This is a genomic window from Clostridium algidicarnis (assembly GCF_000703125.1).
Taxonomy (GTDB): Bacteria; Bacillota; Clostridia; order Clostridiales; family Clostridiaceae; genus Clostridium_L; species Clostridium_L algidicarnis.
Genome location: NZ_JNLN01000001.1, coordinates 2,394,266 through 2,413,574 on the forward strand (window position 1 = coordinate 2,394,266; position 19,309 = coordinate 2,413,574).

The following is a 19,309-nucleotide window of genomic DNA, read 5'->3' on the forward strand; positions in this document are numbered from 1 at the left end:
ACCACTAGGGTCCTTTTTTTATGCGGATTTTTTCTTCATTCTTATAAAGATTTTAGAAATTTCATTTAGTACTAGTGGTATTATTGATAATCCTCCTACAAATAACCAATCATTCATAGTAAGATCAAAGACATCAAATACATTTGCAAGGAAGGGAACTGTTATTATTACATCTTGCAAGAATATACCAAATACTATAGAAAGTATTAAATATTTATTTGTAAATAATCCAACTTGGAAGATGGACTTTTCTGGATGTCTCATGTTAAGTGAATGGAATAATTGAGATACACTTAATACAACAAAGGCCATAGTTTGAGCATGTTGAAGAGTATCATATTTCGCTTCACCATATTTAAATGCAAATAGTGTAAGCGAACCAATTAAAATACCATTTAAAATTAAGAATATAGGAGTTCCACCAGAAAATAAGCTTTCTTTAGGATTTCTTGGTGGGTTATCCATTACATTTTTGTCACCAGGATCTACACCTAAGGATAGAGCAGGTAACGTATCTGTAATAAGATTTACCCATAGTATGTGTATTGGTTTTAAAGGAGTTTCCCAGGCTAGTAATATAGCCACGAATAATGCTATTATCTCACCAAGGTTACAAGATAGTAAAAATATTATAGACTTTTTGATGTTGTTATAGATGTTTCTACCTTCTTCAATAGCTGAAACTATGGTAGAAAAATTATCATCTGTAAGAATTATATCAGCAGCGCCTTTAGCAACGTCTGTACCAGTTATCCCCATAGCAACACCAATATCAGCGGCTTTCAATGAAGGTGCATCATTAACTCCATCTCCGGTCATAGAAACTGTGTTTCCTTTTGATTTGAAAGCTTTAACAATTTTTACCTTATGTTCAGGTGAAACTCTAGCAAAAACCTTATAGTTATCTATTTGAGCATTTAGTTCTCCTTCAGACAACCTTTCTATTTCAGGACCTGAAATACATTCATTTAAGTTTTCTGCGATACCTAATTCTTTTGCTATAGCAAAAGCTGTGTTTTTGTGGTCTCCAGTTATCATTATAGTTCGTATTCCAGATTTTTTACATATTGCTATAGAATCTTTTACTTCAAGTCTTGGTGGGTCTATCATACCTACAAGTCCTATGAAAATTAAGTCTGACTCTAATAGATCTACATTAATATCCTTGTTTGGAATAACTTTACATGCAGCACTTAATACTCTTAAAGCATTGTTAGACATGGAATTTGATGATTCCATTATTTGGGATTTTAGATCATCTGTAAGATCTTTTATTTCACCATTTATATAAATTTTAGTGCTTACTTTTAATAGGTTATCTACAGCACCTTTTGTAAATACATAGTTTTCTCCATTGTATTTATTTACTGTAGTCATTAGTTTTCTGTCAGATTCAAATGGAAGTTCATTTATTCTTTCATAAGTAGAATCTAATTCTTCCTTTAGCATTCCTACATTATTTCCAGCTACTAGAAGAGCTATTTCTGTAGGGTCTCCAGTACTTGAGTCTTTAGAATAGGTAGCATCATTACATAATACTAATGCATCTATTAACAGCTTTTCAGAAGACTTATTTATGTCTAATTCATTTATAGGTTTTAGTCCATCTATTGTGAAAAACTTAGTTACAGTCATTTTATTTTGAGTTAAAGTACCTGTCTTATCTGAACATATTACGTTAACAGAACCTAATGTCTCTACAGCAGGAAGTTTTCTTACTATTGCATGTTCTTTTATCATTCTTTGTACACCCATAGCAAGAACTATAGCTACAATAGCTGGAAGGCCTTCAGGGATTGCTGCTACTGCAAGACTAATGGCTGTAAGTAACATTTCAAAAACATCTCTTTTTTGTATTACAGATATTATAAACATGATGGCACAGATAGCAAGGGCACCTATACCAAGAACTTTTCCAAGTTCAGCTAGTTTCTTTTGAAGAGGAGTCATTTCATTTCCTTCTTCATCTAGCATCTTAGCTATTTTACCTATTTCAGTGTTCATACCTGTGGAAACAGCTACACCAGTACCTCTTCCGTAGGTAACTAAAGTTGACGAGAAAGTCATATTCTTTTGATCGCCTAAGGCTATGTCAGAGCCTTCTAATACTAATTCACAATTTTTTTCTACTGGCACCGATTCACCAGTTAAGGCAGATTCCTCCACCTTCATATTGGCAGTAGTAATTAATCTTAAATCGGCTGGTATGTATCTTCCAGCATCCAGTATTATTATGTCACCAGGTACTACATTTTCGGAAGGTATTTCTGTTGAAACCCCATCTCTTTTAACAATAGCTTTTGGTGTAGAAAGCTTTTTTAATGCTTCTAGAGCCTTCTCAGCCTTGGATTCTTGAACAGTTCCTACAATGGCATTGATGAATATAACCAATAAAATTATTATGGCATCACTTATTTCCCCCATTATACCAGAAACTAAAGCAGCTACTAAAAGTATAAATATCATAGGATCTTTAAGTTGAGACATAAATATTTGGATTCCTGTTTTTTTAGGTTTAGAAGCTAGTTTATTTTCACCATACTTTTCTAGGCGAGACTTAGCCTCATTGGAGGATAAACCCTTAGATGGGTCTACTTCTAGTTCTTTAAGGGTATCTTCAATTGTTTTTTTAAACCACATGAATTTTTAATCTCCTTTCTGAAAATCATAAATTTATTTATTATAAAAGCATCCTATAGCTATTATAACCTATTAATAACTTAATAGTATAAATGGTAAACATCATAAATATCATTAAAAAAGACCTATGCATAACTGAAATGTTACACATAAGTCTTACTATTTAATACAAAACCAGATGTTTTACATCGGCTGTTGGCTTTGCAACAGGATAACCTGCAAGCTACTCCCTTATGATATCTTACTAAATTTTAATATCTTGATTATACATAAAATAATATATGATGTCAATGAACTTTCTAATATAAGCTAGATATTAATTTAAAGGTTTAGAGGAATATATTATTAATATATAGTATAATTATTTTAGATAACTGTTACAATTAGATATATTAAAAGGATAACAGTTTAAGAAAAATAATATAATTAAGTAGTAAAGGAGTGGAGTCCTTGGAAATAGGAAGAGTTGGCAAAAAGACTTCCATCACACAAGAAAGAAAAAAGGTTGAAGGCAGAAAAGACTTTTCTGGAAGTTTTAGCTTTGCAAGGGAAAGAAAATCTGAAGAAGATTTAAAAAACATGTTAGATGATATAAAAAAGAAGGGTAATAGATTAGTTGCAACAAAGTGTTACTCTGATGTAATAGCATATAAAAAAATGATAAAAGGATATCTTGAATCTGTAATGGCTTATATGTATAGAGTAAAAAAAGATATAAGCTTTTGGCAGACACAATATTTTATTACAGTTGAAACTGTAGATGAGAAGTTAGAGGAATTAACTAAACTTTTACTTGGGGAAGAAAGAGAAAATATAGATATTGCAGCAACTATTGACGAAATACAAGGATTGGTTTTAGATATATATAGGTAAGATAAAATATTTAAAATCAACAGATTAGGTAGATTCATATGTTAAACTGATAAATAAAACAAATATTTAACTTCTAATTAGATTGGAATAAAAATAGATAACTTACTGTAAAAATTTACTGTAAGTTATCTATTTTTATTTATATATTTGTGATTATAATAATTCTTAAATTATCCAACTATTAAAGCTAGCATCAGAAGGCATTTTAAGGTCGCCTCTTGGAGACAAGCTTACAGTTCCAACCTTAGGGCCATCAGGCAGGGCAGAACGCTTAAATTGTTGTGTGAAAAATCTTTTTATAAATTTATCTAACCAAAGCTTTATTGTCTCTTCATTATAAGAATCCTTAAAGCTTTCTTTTGCTAAAAACAATATTTTATCTGTAGCCATTCCTTGCCTTATAAAGTAATATAAGAAAAAATCATGAAGTTCGTAAGGACCTACTATATCTTCAGTTTTTTGAGTTATATTCCCATCCTTATCCTTTGGTAAAAGCTCAGGACTTACTGGGGTTTCTAATATATCTATTAAAGTTTTTGATACCTCATCTTTTACCTCGAATTCAGCTACATATCGTACTAAATACCTGACTAATGTCTTAGGTATAGAACAGTTTACAGAGTACATTGACATATGGTCACCATTATAAGTACACCATCCAAGTGCAAGCTCTGATAGATCACCAGTACCTATTACAAGAGCGCCTTCCTTATTTGCTATATCCATTAATATTTGTGTTCTTTCTCTTGCTTGAACATTTTCATAAGTAACATCATGTTTTTTTTCATCGTGACCTATATCCTTAAAATGTAAAAGAGAAGCCTCTACTATATTTATTTCTCTTAAAGTTGTCCCTAGATTAACACATAAATCCTTAGCATTGTTATAAGTCCTATCAGTAGTTCCAAAGCCTGGCATAGTAATTGTAAGTATATTTTCCCTCTTGATATTTAACATGTCAAAAGTTTTAAGTATTACTAAAAGCGCTAGGGTGGAATCAAGGCCACCAGAAATTCCTATGACTACCTTTTTAGAACCTGTATGTTCTAATCTTTTAGCAAGGGAAGAGGTTTGAATATTAAATATTTCCCTGCATCTTTCTTTTCGTTCTATAACATCCTTTGGAACAAAGGGGTGTTTATCAACAAATCTATCAAAGCTTCCATAAGACAAATCATTAAATTTAAATTGAATAGTTGTTAGAGTGGGTTCTTTTAAGTTAGGATTTTTCTTAAAACTAGTATTTTTTAGTCTTTCATTTTCTATTCTATCTATATCCACGATAGATGTAATAACCTGGTTTTCTCTTTGAAATCTCTCATTTTCTTTTAAAAGAGTACCATTTTCTGATATTAAAAGGTGACCACTAAATAATAAATCTGTAGTGGATTCATGGACACCACTTGAAGAATATATATATGAACATAATCCTTTAGCACTTTGAGACAAAACTAAGGTTTTTCTATAATCATATTTTCCTATTATTTCATTAGAAGCAGAAAGGTTACCTATTATATTTGCACCCTCTAGTGCAAGAAGAGAACTTGGAGGTATAGTTACCCAAAGATCTTCACATATTTCAAAGGCAACTTTATATGTGCCATCAGTAAATATAATATTAGTTCCAAAAGGAATAGAATCTTGAAATTTTAAATTTATATTAGTAGTTTCAATGCCGAGTCCTTCTGTAAACCATCTTCCTTCGTAAAATTCACTATAATTTGGAAGATAACTTTTAGGAACTATTCCAAGAACCTTTCCATCTAAAATTATGTAAGCTGCGTTATATAATTTGCTGTTATAGTGCAGGGGAGCTCCAACTGCAATCAATATGTCTTTACCTTTGCTATAAATACATAAGCTTTCTAAAGCTTCTTCAGATTTATTTAGCAATTGATTTTGTAGAAAAAGATCGCCACAGCTGTAAGAGGTAATTGAAAGTTCTGGAAATATAAGAACTTTACAATTTTCACTTAGAGCCTTGTCTATACATATTTTAATATTCTCTAAGTTATAATTAACATCGGATACTTTAGTTATTGGGCACGCTGACCCAACCCTTATAAAATTCATATTATCACCTCAATAAATATTATTAATTTGAACATATTCTTAAATATTAACTAGATTAACATCATAGCATATATTATATACATATATGTATATAATATAAAAAAAACAAGTCTCATACAATAAAATATCATGAGGTATAAAATAACTCTTAAAGAGATTAAGTTAAACTTGTAATTAGTATATATATAGTGTATAATAAAATTATAGTAGATAAAAAAATATTTATTTCTATATATAGGATAAATACATTATATGTATAGAAGTAATTATAATATTGTTATATAATTAATTAGGGGGTGACGATATGTCAGGTGATATCATAATGTGGTTAATCATAGCTTCGGTAGCGCTAGTGGTAGATTTATTAACAAGTAGTTTACTTTTTGTTTGGTTTACAGTTGGAGGAATGGTAGCTATTTTAGCTGCTGTAATTGGATTAAGTTTAAGTGTTCAATTTATACTCTTCTTATCAGTAAGTTTATTGTTAATATTTACAGTATACCCTATTATAAAAGATAAGATGAAAAAGACAAAAGCACTAAATTCACTAGATAGTGAATTTATAGGAAAAGAATTTATTTCAGAAAAAGAAATAGAAAGAGAAATAGAATCCCATGTTAAGATTAAAGGAATATACTGGACTGTTAAAAATATAGGGAGTCGAGGTATTGGAAAAGATGAAAAGTTTAAAGTTGAATCTATGGATGGGAATAAAGTACTCATAAAAAGCATTGATTAAGACATCTAATAAAAGTTTAAAGATGCTTAATATTAAATTATATAATTAAGAGGAGGTTATTAAATGGGAAAGATTGCAATTATCGTTATTTTGGTGCTAGTTCTTATAAGTATATTATCTTCTATTAAAGTTGTTAATACGGGATATGTATATTTATTAGAAAGATTTGGTCAGTTTTATAAGGTGTTAGAACCGGGTTGGCATTTAACTATACCTTTCGTAGACTTTGTTAGAAAGAAAATTTCAGTTAAACAACAGATATTGGATATAGACCCTCAAAATGTTATAACAAAAGATAATGTTAAGATTTCTATAGATAATGTTATTTTCTATAAAGTACTTAATTCTAGGGATGCAGCATACAATATAGAAAATTATAAAGCAGGTATTATATACTCAACTATAACTAATATGAGAAATATAGTGGGGGATATGACTTTAGATGAGGTTTTATCTGGAAGAGATAAAATAAACTCAGAACTTTTAATGGTTGTAGATCAAATAACAGATGCCTATGGTATCAAAATACTTTCTGTTGAAATTAAAAATATAATTCCACCAAATGAAATACAAGAAGCTATGGAAAAACAAATGAGAGCAGAAAGAGATAAGAGAGCCTTAATACTACAAGCTGAAGGTCAAAAGCAAAGTGAAATTGCTAAAGCAGAAGGTGCAAAACAATCCAAAATATTAGAAGCAGAAGCTGAAAAGGAAGCTAATATAAGAAGAGCAGAAGGACTTAAAGAATCTCAACTTTTAGAAGCAGAAGGTAAGGCAAAAGCTATAGAAGCTATTGCAAAGGCAGATGCAGGAGCTATACACATGGTTAATAGAGCTATTATAGAATCAGGAACTAATGAGACAGTAATAGCATTAAAGCAAATAGATGCATTGAAGGAACTTGCAAAAGGTCCATCAAACAAGCTTATAATACCTACAGATGCGGTATCTTCACTTGGAAGCATTGCTGCATTAGCTGATGTTTTAAATAACAAGTAAATTTACACTTAAATATAAGGAGTTATCTCAAAATAAACTTTGAGATAGCTCCTTATTTATTTAAAAAATCATTAACTGTATTTGAAGTTTTTAAAAAGATATAATATGATAATGAATGATTTAAAAGATTTTTAACAGTTAATTGATAATGCTTATATATAAGGTTAAAATGTTATTGTAGTTAATGGATTATTATATAAAAGATATTATTAAGTAATCATGTAATAAAACTAAAAATGTTAAAGTGAGGATTTATATTTATGAGTAATAAAGAAATGATATTATTAGTAGACCAAGATGATAAAGAAATAGGCTATGGAGAAAAGGCAGAAGTCCATAAAAAAGGTATTTTCCATAGGGCCTTTTCAATATTCATATTTAATTCAAAGGGTGAGTTACTCCTTCAAAAGAGAGAAAAGAGTAAGTATCATTCACCAAGTCTTTGGACAAATACTTGTTGTAGTCATCAAAGAATGGGAGAAGATCTTAATGAAGCTGCACATAGAAGACTTAAAGAAGAATTAGGGTTTGATACTGAACTTGAAGAAATATTCAAATTTTCATATGACATAGAATTTAATGAAGATTTACATGAAAATGAATATGATCATGTTTTTATAGGAAAATATGATGGAGATGTAACAATAAATCCAAAAGAAATAGAAGAATCTAAATGGATGGATTTAAAGGAGCTTAATAAAGATATAAAAGAGTTTCCTAAAAGATATACTTATTGGTTCAAGCTTTCAATAGGTAGGGTTATTGAACATGTATCTTAATATTTATAATAATATTATAAATACCTTATAAATTATATCCTAAGTAATTTTGAGTATGAATCTTAATATATGTATATAATTTATAAAAAGAGTTTAATTGTTAATGGAGGGAAACTATAAGATGAAATATTTATGGTGTCAGGTGTTTTTAGATAGGCTAGAGGAAAATATAAGTAATATAAGGAAGATGGATGATAAAAAGATAATTGCTGTTGTAAAAGGAAATGCTTACGGTTTAGGAATAGAAGGTATAACTGAATTTTTACAAGATAAGATAGATTATTTTGCAGTAGCAGAAATATCGGAAGCCAAAAGGGTGGTAGGAGATAAAGAAATATTGTTACTTACCCCATTGGTAGATATAGAAGATATTATAAATCCAATGGAAAACGTAATATATACTATAGATAATGAAGAAATTTTAGAACAGATACCAAAGGATTTTAGTAATAAGGTACATATATACTTAGATACAGGTATGAATAGAATGGGAATAAAGATAGGAAGACTTAAATATGTAGTTGAATATATAGAAAACAATTTTCCGAGTATGATATTGGATGGTGTATATACCCATTTACATAATACAAAAAGTAGAAAAGGTACTTTAAATCAAATAAATATGTTTAAGAATGAAGTAACACCTTTTTTAGATATAATACCTAACATCCACTGCTTAAATTCTAGTGGGTTTTTAAATGAGGAGTACAAAAATGAGGCAAGTTTCACTAATAATATAAGAGTTGGAAATCTGTTGTATGGTTATGAAGGTAGTGATAAGGGTTTTAAAAAGATATTTTCCTACAAAGCTAAGGTGATAAATAAGTTTAAAGTTAAAAAGGGCTGTAAAATAGGTTATGGAGAAAAATATAAAGCAAAGGAAGACACTTTGATTGGAATTTTAGGTATTGGAAATATTGAACATCTAGGATTCAATAAAGATGTTAAGCATAATATTTTTTATGACATTTTAAAGGCATGTTACCATCACTTACGAAAACAATACTGCATATTTTGTAATAATAAACCTATTGAAATTATCGGAAAGCCTAATATGAATATGACTATGGTTAATATGAAGGGGGTAGAAGACGAAATTATATTTAAAATAGATATCACGCCCATATTGGCAGATAGCTCCATAATTAAAGAATATACGTATGATGTAAAGCAATATCACAAGTAATGTTCGTTTATTGACGAATATTTAAAATGATATACTAAATAATGTTGACTTACTTTCAAAAGGATGCTAGTCTATATATAGAATTAAATATTAATCCATATAATCTTAGAAATAAGGTCTGAGAGTTTCTACTGAAAAACCGTAAAGTTTTCTTCTATGGGTAAATTTAAGGATATAGTTATGACGGGCAGTATATTTTGAACTTAATTTATACATTCATAACTATTTCTGTAAGATAAAACATGAAGAAAGGTTTACTTATAAGCCGTACTTCATGTTTTTTATTTATAAACTATTAGATTTTATGGATTGAAATCATAGGGGGATAAGATGAACACTAAAAATATATTTGTAGAAAAAAAATCACAGTATAATCTAGAGGGCAAAAAGCTTTTAGAAGAATTTATAATGATTCTTAGAATAAATAGTATAGAAGAAGTAAGAATAATTAATGGCTATAGCATAAGAGGTATAAGCGAGGATGTTTATAATAAATCAAAATACACAATTTTTGCAGAAAAAAATATAGATAATTTATATGAAGACAAATCTTTTATAAATGAAGATTATACCTATATAGGTAGAGAATATCTTAAAGGTCAATTTGATCAAAGAGCAGATGCCGCAAAGGAGTGTGTAGAGATATTATCTGAGGGAGAGCGTCCTAGTATAAGGTGTTTTAAGATACTAGAAATAAAGGGGTCACTTACAAAAGATGAAATACAAAAGATAAAGAAACATTACATAAACCCTGTAGATTCTAAGGAGTTTAATATATTTAACGATGTAAATTTAAAAGAAGAAAATGAAGAGAATGAAGTTAAAACAGAAAAGGAAATCATCAAAGATTTTATTAATTTAAAAGGAGTGGAATTAGAAGATTTTTATAGAAAATCAAATATGGCTATGACTAGAGATGACTTAGGGGTTTGTTTAGAACATTTTAAAAAAGAAAATAGAAATCCTACTTATACAGAAATGGCGGTTATAGATACCTATTGGTCAGATCATTGTAGACACACCACCTTCTCTACAGCTATAAAGGATATAGAAATGGAAGATGGAATCTATACAGAGCCAATAAAAATTGCCTTTGATGAATACAAAGAGATGAGAAATCTTTTAAAAAGAGAAGATAAAGATATAACTATGATGGAAATAGCAACTATAGCTATGAGGGAAATGAAAGAAAAAGGACTTTTAAAGGATTTAGATGAATCTGATGAAATAAATGCTTGCACAATAAAGGTGGATATAAATACTGAAAATGGTATAGAAAAATATTTAATACTATTCAAAAATGAAACTCATAACCATCCTACTGAAATAGAACCCTTTGGCGGAGCAGCTACCTGCCTTGGAGGAGCTATAAGAGATCCTCTTTCAGGAAGGGCTTATGTATACCAGGCAATGAGGGTTACAGGAAGCGGAGATCCAAGGGGAGATATAGAGAAGACTTTAAAGGGTAAATTACCACAAAGGACTATAACATTAGGAGCAGCAAATGGATATAGCTCTTATGGAAATCAAATAGGAATTGCTACAGGTCAAGTAGAGGAAATTTATCATGAAGGCTTTATTGCGAAAAGAATGGAAATAGGCGCAGTTATAGGTGCAGCACCCTTTTCAGATGTAATTAGAGAAGAACCTATCTTAGGAGATGTAATAGTTTTATTAGGTGGAAGAACAGGTAGAGATGGATGTGGAGGAGCTACAGGATCATCTAAAGAGCACACAGAAAACTCTATAGAATACTGTGGAGCAGAGGTTCAAAAGGGTAATGCTCCAGTAGAAAGAAAAATACAAAGATTATTTAAAAATCCCAAGGTAAGTAAAATTATAAAAAGATGTAATGATTTTGGAGCTGGTGGGGTATCAGTAGCAATAGGAGAGCTTAGTGAAAGTATAGATATATATTTAGATAAGGTTCCCAAAAAATACGAAGGATTACAGGTTACAGAAATAGCTATATCCGAATCTCAAGAAAGAATGGCAGTGGTAGTATCTAATGAAAATTTAGAATGTTTTGTGAAGTTTGCCTTAGAAGAAAACTTAGAAGCTACTATGGTGGCTAAAATTACAGATAATAATAGACTAAGAATGCTTTACAAAGATGAAGTTTTTGTAGATTTAGATAGAAGTTTTTTAGACTCTAATGGAGCTAAAAGTTATGCGGACGTCCTAATTAAGGCTCCAAAAGAAAAGTCATATTTAGATAGTTATAAGCTAGATAACAACCCAAAAGACATATTAGAAGATATTGAAAGTGAAAGGTTTAATCTTAAAGGCGAAGAAAGTTTTAAAGATACATTAATAGAAGTACTAGAAGATTTAAATATTTGTAGTAAAAAAGGATTAATTGAAAGATTTGACAGCACTGTCGGAACGGGAACAGTATTAATGCCTTACGGAGGACTATTTGAGAGGACACCATCAGAAGGAATGGTTAGTAAAATACCACTAACTAAAGGACATTCAGACTGTGTAAGTTTAATGACCTTTGGCTATAATCCAAAAATTTCAGAGTGGAGTCCTTTCCATGGAGCTTACTTTGCTGTTATAGAATCTGTAGCTAAGATTGTAGCTTTAGGAGGAGATTATAAAAATATTAAATTAACTCTTCAAGAGTATTTTGAAAAGCTTTATGAGGACAAGGTAAGATGGGGTAAACCATTTTCAGCTTTGCTTGGAGCTTTATATGCCCAGAAACAACTAGGAATAGCAGCTATTGGTGGAAAAGATAGTATGTCAGGAACCTTTGAAGATATAAGCGTTCCACCTACTCTTGTAAGCTTTGCAGTAGATATAGAACCACATTATAAAAGCGTTATATCTCAAAATTTTAAACAAACCAGTAGCAAGGTGATTTTAATAAAGACTCCTATGAATAAAGATAAAACTTTAAATATAGAAGTTCTTAAAAATAATTTTGAAAGCATTAAAAAGCTTAATGATAAAAATTTAATATTATCAGCTATGAGCGTTAAGCAAGGTGGAGCATTAGAGACTATTTGTAAGATGAGTTTTGGAAATGAGATAGGAGTAAAAATTCAAGATATAAGTAAAGAAGAATTACTTCAAAAGTCTTATGGATCTATAGTTATTGAAGTTAAAGATGATGAAGAGGCATTTAAGATTTTAGACTCTGATAATTGCAAGGTTATAGGAATAACTATGGATAATAGTAGTATAGAAGGTTTTGGAGAAAAGATAAGTTTAAAAGATTTAATTAAACACTGGGAGAGCCCTCTTGAAAGTATATTTGAAACTAAGACAAAAAAAGAAGAATTATTTGGGGGTAGTTTCAAAGAAAAAAGCAGTGCGGCTAATGTAAAAGATAATAAGTACACTAAAACTTATAATAGCTTAAATATTTTAGTTCCAAAGCCTAGAGTATTTATACCAGTATTCCCTGGTACTAATTGTGAAGAAGATTCAAGAAATGCCTTTGAAAAGGCAGGGGCTATAGTAAATGAAAGAGTTTTTAAAAACATTACTGAAGGTTTAATAAAAGAGTCAATAAAAGAAATGACAAAAGAAATAAAACAATGTGAAATAATAATGATACCAGGGGGCTTTAGTGCAGGAGATGAACCAGAAGGATCCGGAAAGTTTATATCTACTGTATTTAGGAATCCTTATATAAAAGAAGCTATAATGGAACATTTAAATAAAAGAGATGGCTTAATGATTGGTATTTGCAACGGGTTTCAAGCGCTTATAAAGCTAGGTCTTGTACCTTATGGTGAAATACTAGACATAGAAGAAAATATGCCAACTTTAACCTATAACAGTATAGGAAGACACGTATCCACTATGGTAAGAACAAAGATAGTATCAAATAATTCACCATGGTTACAAGAGACAAAAATAGGGGATATCCACACTTTACCGGTATCTCATGGAGAGGGAAGATTTGTGGCACCTAGAAAAGTAATAGAAGATTTATTTAAAAATGGGCAAGTGGCTACACAATATGTAGATAGACTTGGTAACCCATCTATGGAAGTGGATTATAATCCCAATGGATCTTTAGGGGCTATAGAAGGAATACTAAGTCCTGATGGAAGAGTTTTCGGTAAGATGGCTCATAGTGAGAGAATAGGTGAAGGACTTTATAAAAATATAGAAGGAAATATGGACCAAAAGATATTTAAATCCGGAGTTAATTACTTTAAATAAAAGATAGGGGTGTTTATAGATGAAAGTGGCAATTATATTTGGAAGTAAATCAGACAAAGAAATAATGAGGGGAGCTGTTACTGCATTAGAAGAGATTGGAATAGAATATAAGGCATTTATCTTATCTGCTCATAGGGTACCAGAAAAGCTTTTAGAAGTTATTAAAGATTTAGAAAAAGAAGACTTTCAATGCATAATAGCTGGAGCAGGCCTTGCTGCCCATCTTCCAGGAGTTATAGCATCCCATAGCATTTTGCCGGTAATAGGGGTGCCAATAAATGCAGCTTTAGGTGGACAAGATTCTTTGTATTCTATAGTACAGATGCCTAAAGGAATACCTGTAGCCACTGTTGGAATTAATAATAGCTATAATGCAGGCATACTTGCAGCACAAATTCTTTCTATAAAATATCCAAAGGTAAAAGAAAGTCTTAATAAATATAGAAAAGACATGAAGGAAAAATTTATAAATGATAATAAAGAAGGGGTGGAGTGGTAATGAGTAGAGAATTTTTATATGAAGGAAAAGCTAAAAAGGTTTATCAAGATGAAAAGGAAGATCAAGTGGTGATTTATTACAAAGATGATGCTACTGCTTTTAATGGGGAGAAGAAGGGCGAAATTCAAAGCAAAGGGGTTTTAAATAATAGTATATCCTCAAAGTTATTTGAGCTTCTACAAAGTAAAGGAATAAAAACTCATTATATAAAAACAATTAGTGAAAGAGAACAAATTTGCTTAAAGGTTGATATAGTGCCTTTAGAAGTTATAGTAAGAAATGTAGCGGCAGGAAGCATGGCTAAGAGACTTGGTATAAAAGAAGGAACAAAGCTTGAAACTACAGTTTATGAAATTTGTTATAAGGATGATGATTTAGGAGATCCGCTTATAAATGATTATCATGCTGTAGCTCTAGGTCTTACAACCTTTGATGAACTTAAAAAGATATATGGAATTACTAGAAATATAAACGATATATTAAAGGACTTTTTCTTAAAGCAAGGTATAGATTTAATAGATTTTAAATTAGAGTTTGGGAGATACAAAGGAGAGATACTTCTAGCAGATGAAATTTCACCAGATACTTGTAGGTTCTGGGACAGTAAAACTAAAGAAAAGCTTGATAAAGATAGATTTAGAAGAGATCTTGGAAATGTTACAGAGGCTTATGTAGAGATATTAAAAAGAATAAATAAATAGTTTAAATAAAAGATATTTATAAATATAAAGGGCAAGTTATAAGGGTATTGGTATATTTAAAGATTTAAACATGCCTTATGGAGGGGAAGATCTAATTATGATAGAAGAAATAAAAGACAAGTTTAAAGAGGAGTGTGGTGTTTTTGGGGTATACTCTAAAAGCTCTTTAGATGTTGCAAAGGTTACTTATTATGGATTATATGCACTTCAACATAGAGGCCAAGAAAGTGCAGGTATAGCTGTTAGTGATGGGAAGAATATGAATATTCATAAAAGTATGGGTCTTGTATCCGAAGCTTTTGATGAAAAGTCTTTATCTTCACTTAAGGGGAATGCTTCTATAGGTCATGTAAGATACTCTACTACAGGTTCTAGCAATATAATAAATGCTCAGCCAATACTAACTAATTGTAAGTTTGGATCTATGGCCATAGCTCACAATGGAAATTTAGTAAATGCAGAGGTTATAAAAGAATTATTAGAAGATGGAGGAAACATCTTTCAGACATCTATTGATTCAGAAGTAGTATTAAGTTTAATTGCAAGAGCTTATAAAAAGGGTATAGGTAAGGCGGTTATATCAGCAGTTCAAGCTATAAAAGGATCCTTTGCTATGGTTATTTTAACTGAGGATAAATTGATTGGAGTTAGGGATCCTAATGGTATTAGGCCTTTATGTCTTGGAAAGCTTGAGGACAGCTATATTTTATCTTCTGAAAGCTGTGCCTTTGATACGGTAGGTGCTGAATTTGTTAGAGATATAAGACCTGGTGAAATAGTAATAATTGGAGAAAACGGAATAGAAAGTATAAGTTATTCAGAAAAGATAAAGTCAAAGGTATGCGCTTTTGAATATATATACTTTGCAAGACCTGATAGTGTTATAGATGGTATAAGTGTATATGAGTCTAGAAGAAAAGCTGGAGAAATATTATTTGAAGAGTGTCCTGTAGAGGCAGACATAGTTGTAGGTGTTCCAGATTCAGGACTTGCAGCTGCAGTAGGATTTTCAAAGGCCTCATCTATACCCTTTGGTATAGGATTTATTAAAAATAGATATGTTGGAAGATCCTTTATAGCACCTTCAAAAGAAATGAGAGAAAGAATTGTTTCATTAAAACTTAATCCTTTAAAAGAAAATATTAAGGGCAAGAGAGTGGTACTTGTAGATGATTCTATAGTTAGGGGCACTACTAGTAAAATACTAGTAGAAATGCTAAGACGAGCAGGAGCTAAGGAAGTGCATTTTAGAGTTTCATCTCCAGTAGTTAAATATCCATGTTATTTTGGCATAGATACACCTTATAGAAAGGATCTTATAGGAGCAAATCTAACCATAGAGGAAATAAGAAAAGAAATAGGAGCTGACAGCTTAGGCTACATAAGTGAAGAGGGAGTAGTAAAGTCCTTTGGTGAAAAAGAAGGGTTTTGTCTTGGGTGCTTTAGTGGTATTTACCCTGTAGATACACCTATAGAAACCGCAAAAGATTATCTTGAAAGGTAGTGTTTTTATGATCACATATAAAGAAGCAGGAGTAAATATAGAAGAGGGTTATGAGGCAGTAAAAAAGATAAAGTCTCATGCTAAGAAAACTATGAGTAGTTTAGTTTTAAATAGTATAGGTAGCTTTGCATCTATGGTTGAAATTCCGAAAGGGTATAAAAATCCTGTAATAGTTTCAGGAACAGATGGGGTTGGAACAAAGCTAGAAATAGCTTTTGCTATGAATAAATATGACACTTTTGGTATAGATTGTGTGGCTATGTGTGTTAATGATATTTTATGCCACGGAGCAAAGCCTTTATTATTTTTAGACTACATAGCTTGTGGAAAGCTAAATGCTAACGTAGCTTCCGATATAGTTAAAGGAGTATCTGACGGTTGCTTAATTTCTGGATGTTCCTTAGTTGGAGGAGAAACAGCTGAGATGCCAGGGTTTTATAAGGATGGAGAATATGATATTGCTGGATTTTCTGTAGGGGTTGTAGAAAAGGATAAAATAATAAATGGAAAAGATATAAAGGAAGGTGATGCTCTAATAGGAATATCATCTTCAGGACCACATAGCAATGGTTATTCACTTATAAGAAAGATTGTAGATAATCTTGAAGTAGAGTTAGAAGGAGAAAAGTTAGGGGATATTTTATTAACACCTACAAAAATATATGTAAAGCCAGTACTTAAGATCCTAGAAAAGTTTGAAATTAAAGGTATGGCTCATATAACTGGTGGTGGATTTGTTGAAAATATTCCAAGAATGATTCCAAAGGGATATTCAGCTAAGATAAATAAAAACAGCTATGAAATCCCAGCTATATTTAAATATTTAATGGAAAAAGGTGTAGATGAAGGGCATGCTTACAATACATTTAATATGGGAATAGGTTTTATATTATGTGTAGAAGATAATTTAAAAGAAAAGGTAGTTAAAGAATTGTCTTTGATGGGAGAAAAAGCTTATGTAATAGGGTCTATTATTTCTGGAGGTGATGGGATTTGCTTAGAATAGCTTTTCTCATCTCCGGTACTGGGACTAACCTTCAATATATAATAGATAAAATAAATGAAAAAGAACTTGATTGTGTAATTAAAATGGTAATTAGCGATAACCCAAAAGCTATAGGACTTACCAAAGCTAACCTTCAAGGTATTCCGTCTTATGTATTAGATAAAAACACTTATGGAGAAAATATAGGTGATGAAATAATAAAAATTATAAAAGATAAGGTAGATCTAATTGTTCTTGGAGGATTTCTTTCTATATTAAAAGGAGAAATATTAGATAGGTATAAAGGCAAGATAATAAACATACACCCTTCTTTAATACCTAAGTTTTGTGGTAAGGGTATGTATGGAATAAAGGTTCATGAAGCTGTTTTGAACTCAGGGGATAAAATTACTGGGTGTACACTTCATTTTGTTAGCCGTGACGTGGATATGGGTACTATAATTCTTCAAAAATCTTTAAATATAACTGGGGAAGAAAGCCCTAAAACATTACAAGAAAAAGTACTTAAACAAGAACATAGATGCCTTTTAGAAGGTATTAGACTTATAAGTGAGGGTAGAGTTTAAAGCTAAAGTAAGGTTATAACAGTTATCTTGGATTAGAAGGGAGATTTAATTTCATGAAAAGAGCTTTAATAAGTGTATATGATAAGGACGGTATAGTGGATTTTACTAAGTTTTTAAAGAGCATTAATGTGGAGATAATATCTACAGGAGGAACATTAAAATATTTAAAAGAAAATAATATCGAAGCTATAGATGTTGAGGAAGTAACGGGATTTCCTGAAATGCTAGAAGGAAGAGTTAAAACTTTGCATCCTAGTATTCATGGTGGCATACTCGCAAAAAGGGAAGAACCCTCTCACATAAAAGCATTAAAGGAAAAAGATATAGAACTAATAGATATAGTTGTAGTTAATTTATATCCATTTTTTGAAAAGTATAAAGAAAATATAACATTTGAAGAAAAGGTGGAGTTTATAGATATTGGTGGACCCACAATGTTAAGAGCTGCAGCTAAGAATTTTAAGGATGTAATAGTAGTTTCAGATAAAAAGGATTACAAGACTATAATAGAGGAATTAGATTTAAGTGGAGATGTAAGTTATAATACTCGAAAAACTTTAGCAGGAAAGGTATTTAACTTAACTAGTGCTTATGATGGAGCTATAAGTAAGTTTTTATTAGAGGATAGTAATGAGTATCCAGAATATATAAATTTAGTATATAAAAAATCTAAGGATTTAAGATATGGAGAAAATCCTCACCAAAAGGCTGCTTATTATGATTCTTTATTAGAAGAAGGTACTATGAATAATATAGAAATACTAAATGGTAAAGAACTATCCTATAATAACATAAAAGATTTAGACATCGCCTTTAAGGTTGTAATGGAATTTTCTGATATAGCTTGCTGTGCATTAAAACACAATAGTCCTTGTGGAGTTGCCTTAGGACGTGATAACTTAGAAGCTTATACAAAGGCCTATGAATGTGATGATATATCTATATTCGGCGGTGTAGTTGCCTTTAATAAGAAGTTAGATAAGGCTACTGCTGAAAAGTTAATAGAGATATTTTTAGAAATTGTTGTAGCTCCTGACTTTGAAGATGAAGCACTTGAAGTTTTAAGGAAAAAGAAAAATTTAAGAGTTATTAAATGTAATAATAAGCCTATAAGCACTAATGCTTTAGTATCTGTAGATGGTGGTCTTTTAGTTCAAGAAGAGGATAAGGACTTAATTAAAGACCTAGATGTGGTAACTAAAATAGTGCCTACAGAAGAAGAATTAAAGGATATGGATTTTGCAATGAAGGTAGTTAAGTACGTTAAGTCTAATGCTATTGTAGTAGCAAGAGGTGGTAAAACCTTAGGAATTGGCGGAGGACAGGTTAATAGGATTTGGGCAGCACAGGAAGCTTTAGAAAGAGGTAAGGGAGCTTTAGTATTAGCCTCTGATGCATTCTTTCCCTTTGATGATGTAGTAAAAGAAGCTGCAAGCCATGGCATAAAAGCTATAATTCAACCAGGAGGATCTATTAAAGATAAAAATTCAATTAAGGCTTGTGATGAACTTGGAGTATCCATGGTGCTCACTCACATAAGACATTTTAAGCATTAAAAAAGG

The 19,309-nt window shown here is 30.7% G+C and carries 14 protein-coding genes and 1 riboswitch; of the genes, 12 read left to right on the forward strand and 2 right to left on the reverse strand.

The features are described from left to right. Positions 1–18: 18 nt before the first annotated feature. Entirely contained in the window at positions 19–2,640 is a 2,622-nt protein-coding gene (locus BV55_RS0111405; RefSeq protein WP_029452943.1) for a calcium-translocating P-type ATPase, PMCA-type, read from the reverse strand. 450 nt (positions 2,641–3,090) lie between these two features. On the opposite strand from BV55_RS0111405, the gene BV55_RS0111410 reads away from it, so the two are divergent. Continuing rightward, the gene (locus BV55_RS0111410) at positions 3,091–3,513 is read left to right on the forward strand and encodes a YaaR family protein (protein ID WP_029452944.1); all 423 of its coding nucleotides are present in this window, start codon (positions 3,091–3,093) and stop codon (positions 3,511–3,513) included. A 165-nt stretch (positions 3,514–3,678) separates the two neighbouring features. Here BV55_RS0111410 and BV55_RS0111415 read toward each other — a convergent pair whose 3' ends face one another. Beyond that, complete coding sequence (locus BV55_RS0111415; protein ID WP_029452945.1) at positions 3,679–5,586, reverse strand: NAD(+) synthase; 1,908 nt, start codon at positions 5,584–5,586, stop codon at positions 3,679–3,681. 304 nt (positions 5,587–5,890) lie between these two features. Here BV55_RS0111415 and BV55_RS0111420 point away from each other — a divergent pair, with 304 nt between their 5' ends. The 11 genes from BV55_RS0111420 to purH all read left to right on the forward strand — a co-directional run bounded on the left by BV55_RS0111420 (position 5,891) and on the right by purH (position 19,303). Continuing rightward, positions 5,891–6,325: an NfeD family protein gene (locus BV55_RS0111420; protein ID WP_029452946.1), complete on the forward strand. Its 435-nt coding sequence runs from the start codon at positions 5,891–5,893 to the stop codon at positions 6,323–6,325. Between the two features lie 63 nt (positions 6,326–6,388). Beyond that, entirely contained in the window at positions 6,389–7,324 is a 936-nt protein-coding gene (locus BV55_RS0111425) for an SPFH domain-containing protein (RefSeq protein ID WP_029452947.1), read from the forward strand. Between the two features lie 260 nt (positions 7,325–7,584). Further along, complete coding sequence (gene idi / locus BV55_RS0111430) at positions 7,585–8,103, forward strand: isopentenyl-diphosphate Delta-isomerase (RefSeq protein WP_029452948.1); 519 nt, start codon at positions 7,585–7,587, stop codon at positions 8,101–8,103. A 121-nt stretch (positions 8,104–8,224) separates the two neighbouring features. After that, positions 8,225–9,289 carry an alanine racemase gene (locus tag BV55_RS0111435; protein ID WP_029452949.1) on the forward strand — a complete coding sequence of 355 codons (1,065 nt, stop codon included), beginning with the start codon at positions 8,225–8,227 and terminating at the stop codon, positions 9,287–9,289. A 75-nt stretch (positions 9,290–9,364) separates the two neighbouring features. Next, a riboswitch (purine riboswitch) is annotated at positions 9,365–9,466 on the forward strand. 153 nt (positions 9,467–9,619) lie between these two features. Further along, positions 9,620–13,471, forward strand: a complete 3,852-nt coding sequence (locus BV55_RS0111440) for a phosphoribosylformylglycinamidine synthase (protein WP_029452950.1) — start codon at positions 9,620–9,622, stop codon at positions 13,469–13,471. Positions 13,472–13,490: 19 nt separating this feature from the next. Further along, positions 13,491–13,970 carry a 5-(carboxyamino)imidazole ribonucleotide mutase gene (gene purE / locus BV55_RS0111445; protein WP_029452951.1) on the forward strand — a complete coding sequence of 160 codons (480 nt, stop codon included), beginning with the start codon at positions 13,491–13,493 and terminating at the stop codon, positions 13,968–13,970. After that, on the forward strand, positions 13,970–14,671 hold the full coding sequence (gene purC, locus BV55_RS0111450; RefSeq protein WP_029452952.1) for a phosphoribosylaminoimidazolesuccinocarboxamide synthase: 702 nt from the start codon (positions 13,970–13,972) through the stop codon (positions 14,669–14,671). Before purE ends, purC begins: the two co-directional genes overlap by 1 nt. Before the next feature lie 97 nt (positions 14,672–14,768). Next, positions 14,769–16,175, forward strand: coding sequence for an amidophosphoribosyltransferase (purF, locus tag BV55_RS0111455; protein ID WP_035794396.1), 1,407 nt, complete (start codon positions 14,769–14,771; stop codon positions 16,173–16,175). Positions 16,176–16,182: 7 nt separating this feature from the next. Beyond that, the gene (purM, locus tag BV55_RS0111460) at positions 16,183–17,181 is read left to right on the forward strand and encodes a phosphoribosylformylglycinamidine cyclo-ligase (RefSeq protein ID WP_029452954.1); all 999 of its coding nucleotides are present in this window, start codon (positions 16,183–16,185) and stop codon (positions 17,179–17,181) included. Further along, positions 17,169–17,747 carry a phosphoribosylglycinamide formyltransferase gene (gene purN / locus BV55_RS0111465; protein WP_029452955.1) on the forward strand — a complete coding sequence of 193 codons (579 nt, stop codon included), beginning with the start codon at positions 17,169–17,171 and terminating at the stop codon, positions 17,745–17,747. Before purM ends, purN begins: the two co-directional genes overlap by 13 nt. Before the next feature lie 53 nt (positions 17,748–17,800). Beyond that, positions 17,801–19,303, forward strand: coding sequence for a bifunctional phosphoribosylaminoimidazolecarboxamide formyltransferase/IMP cyclohydrolase (gene purH / locus BV55_RS0111470; RefSeq protein ID WP_029452956.1), 1,503 nt, complete (start codon positions 17,801–17,803; stop codon positions 19,301–19,303). Positions 19,304–19,309: the final 6 nt, after the last annotated feature.

What these genes read in the sequence shown, in the direction of transcription:
- idi (WP_029452948.1), top strand. Translation starts at nt 7,585, where the DNA reads ATGAGTAATAAAGAAATGATATTATTAGTAGACCAAGATGATAAAGAA.
- purH (WP_029452956.1), top strand. Translation starts at nt 17,801, where the DNA reads ATGAAAAGAGCTTTAATAAGTGTATATGATAAGGACGGTATAGTGGAT.
- purE (WP_029452951.1), top strand. Translation starts at nt 13,491, where the DNA reads ATGAAAGTGGCAATTATATTTGGAAGTAAATCAGACAAAGAAATAATG.
- BV55_RS0111435 (WP_029452949.1), top strand. Translation starts at nt 8,225, where the DNA reads ATGAAATATTTATGGTGTCAGGTGTTTTTAGATAGGCTAGAGGAAAAT.
- BV55_RS0111440 (WP_029452950.1), top strand. Translation starts at nt 9,620, where the DNA reads ATGAACACTAAAAATATATTTGTAGAAAAAAAATCACAGTATAATCTA.
- BV55_RS0111405 (WP_029452943.1), bottom strand. Translation starts at nt 2,640, where the DNA reads ATGTGGTTTAAAAAAACAATTGAAGATACCCTTAAAGAACTAGAAGTA.
- BV55_RS0111420 (WP_029452946.1), top strand. Translation starts at nt 5,891, where the DNA reads ATGTCAGGTGATATCATAATGTGGTTAATCATAGCTTCGGTAGCGCTA.
- purF (WP_035794396.1), top strand. Translation starts at nt 14,769, where the DNA reads ATGATAGAAGAAATAAAAGACAAGTTTAAAGAGGAGTGTGGTGTTTTT.
- purM (WP_029452954.1), top strand. Translation starts at nt 16,183, where the DNA reads ATGATCACATATAAAGAAGCAGGAGTAAATATAGAAGAGGGTTATGAG.
- purC (WP_029452952.1), top strand. Translation starts at nt 13,970, where the DNA reads ATGAGTAGAGAATTTTTATATGAAGGAAAAGCTAAAAAGGTTTATCAA.
- BV55_RS0111415 (WP_029452945.1), bottom strand. Translation starts at nt 5,586, where the DNA reads ATGAATTTTATAAGGGTTGGGTCAGCGTGCCCAATAACTAAAGTATCC.
- BV55_RS0111425 (WP_029452947.1), top strand. Translation starts at nt 6,389, where the DNA reads ATGGGAAAGATTGCAATTATCGTTATTTTGGTGCTAGTTCTTATAAGT.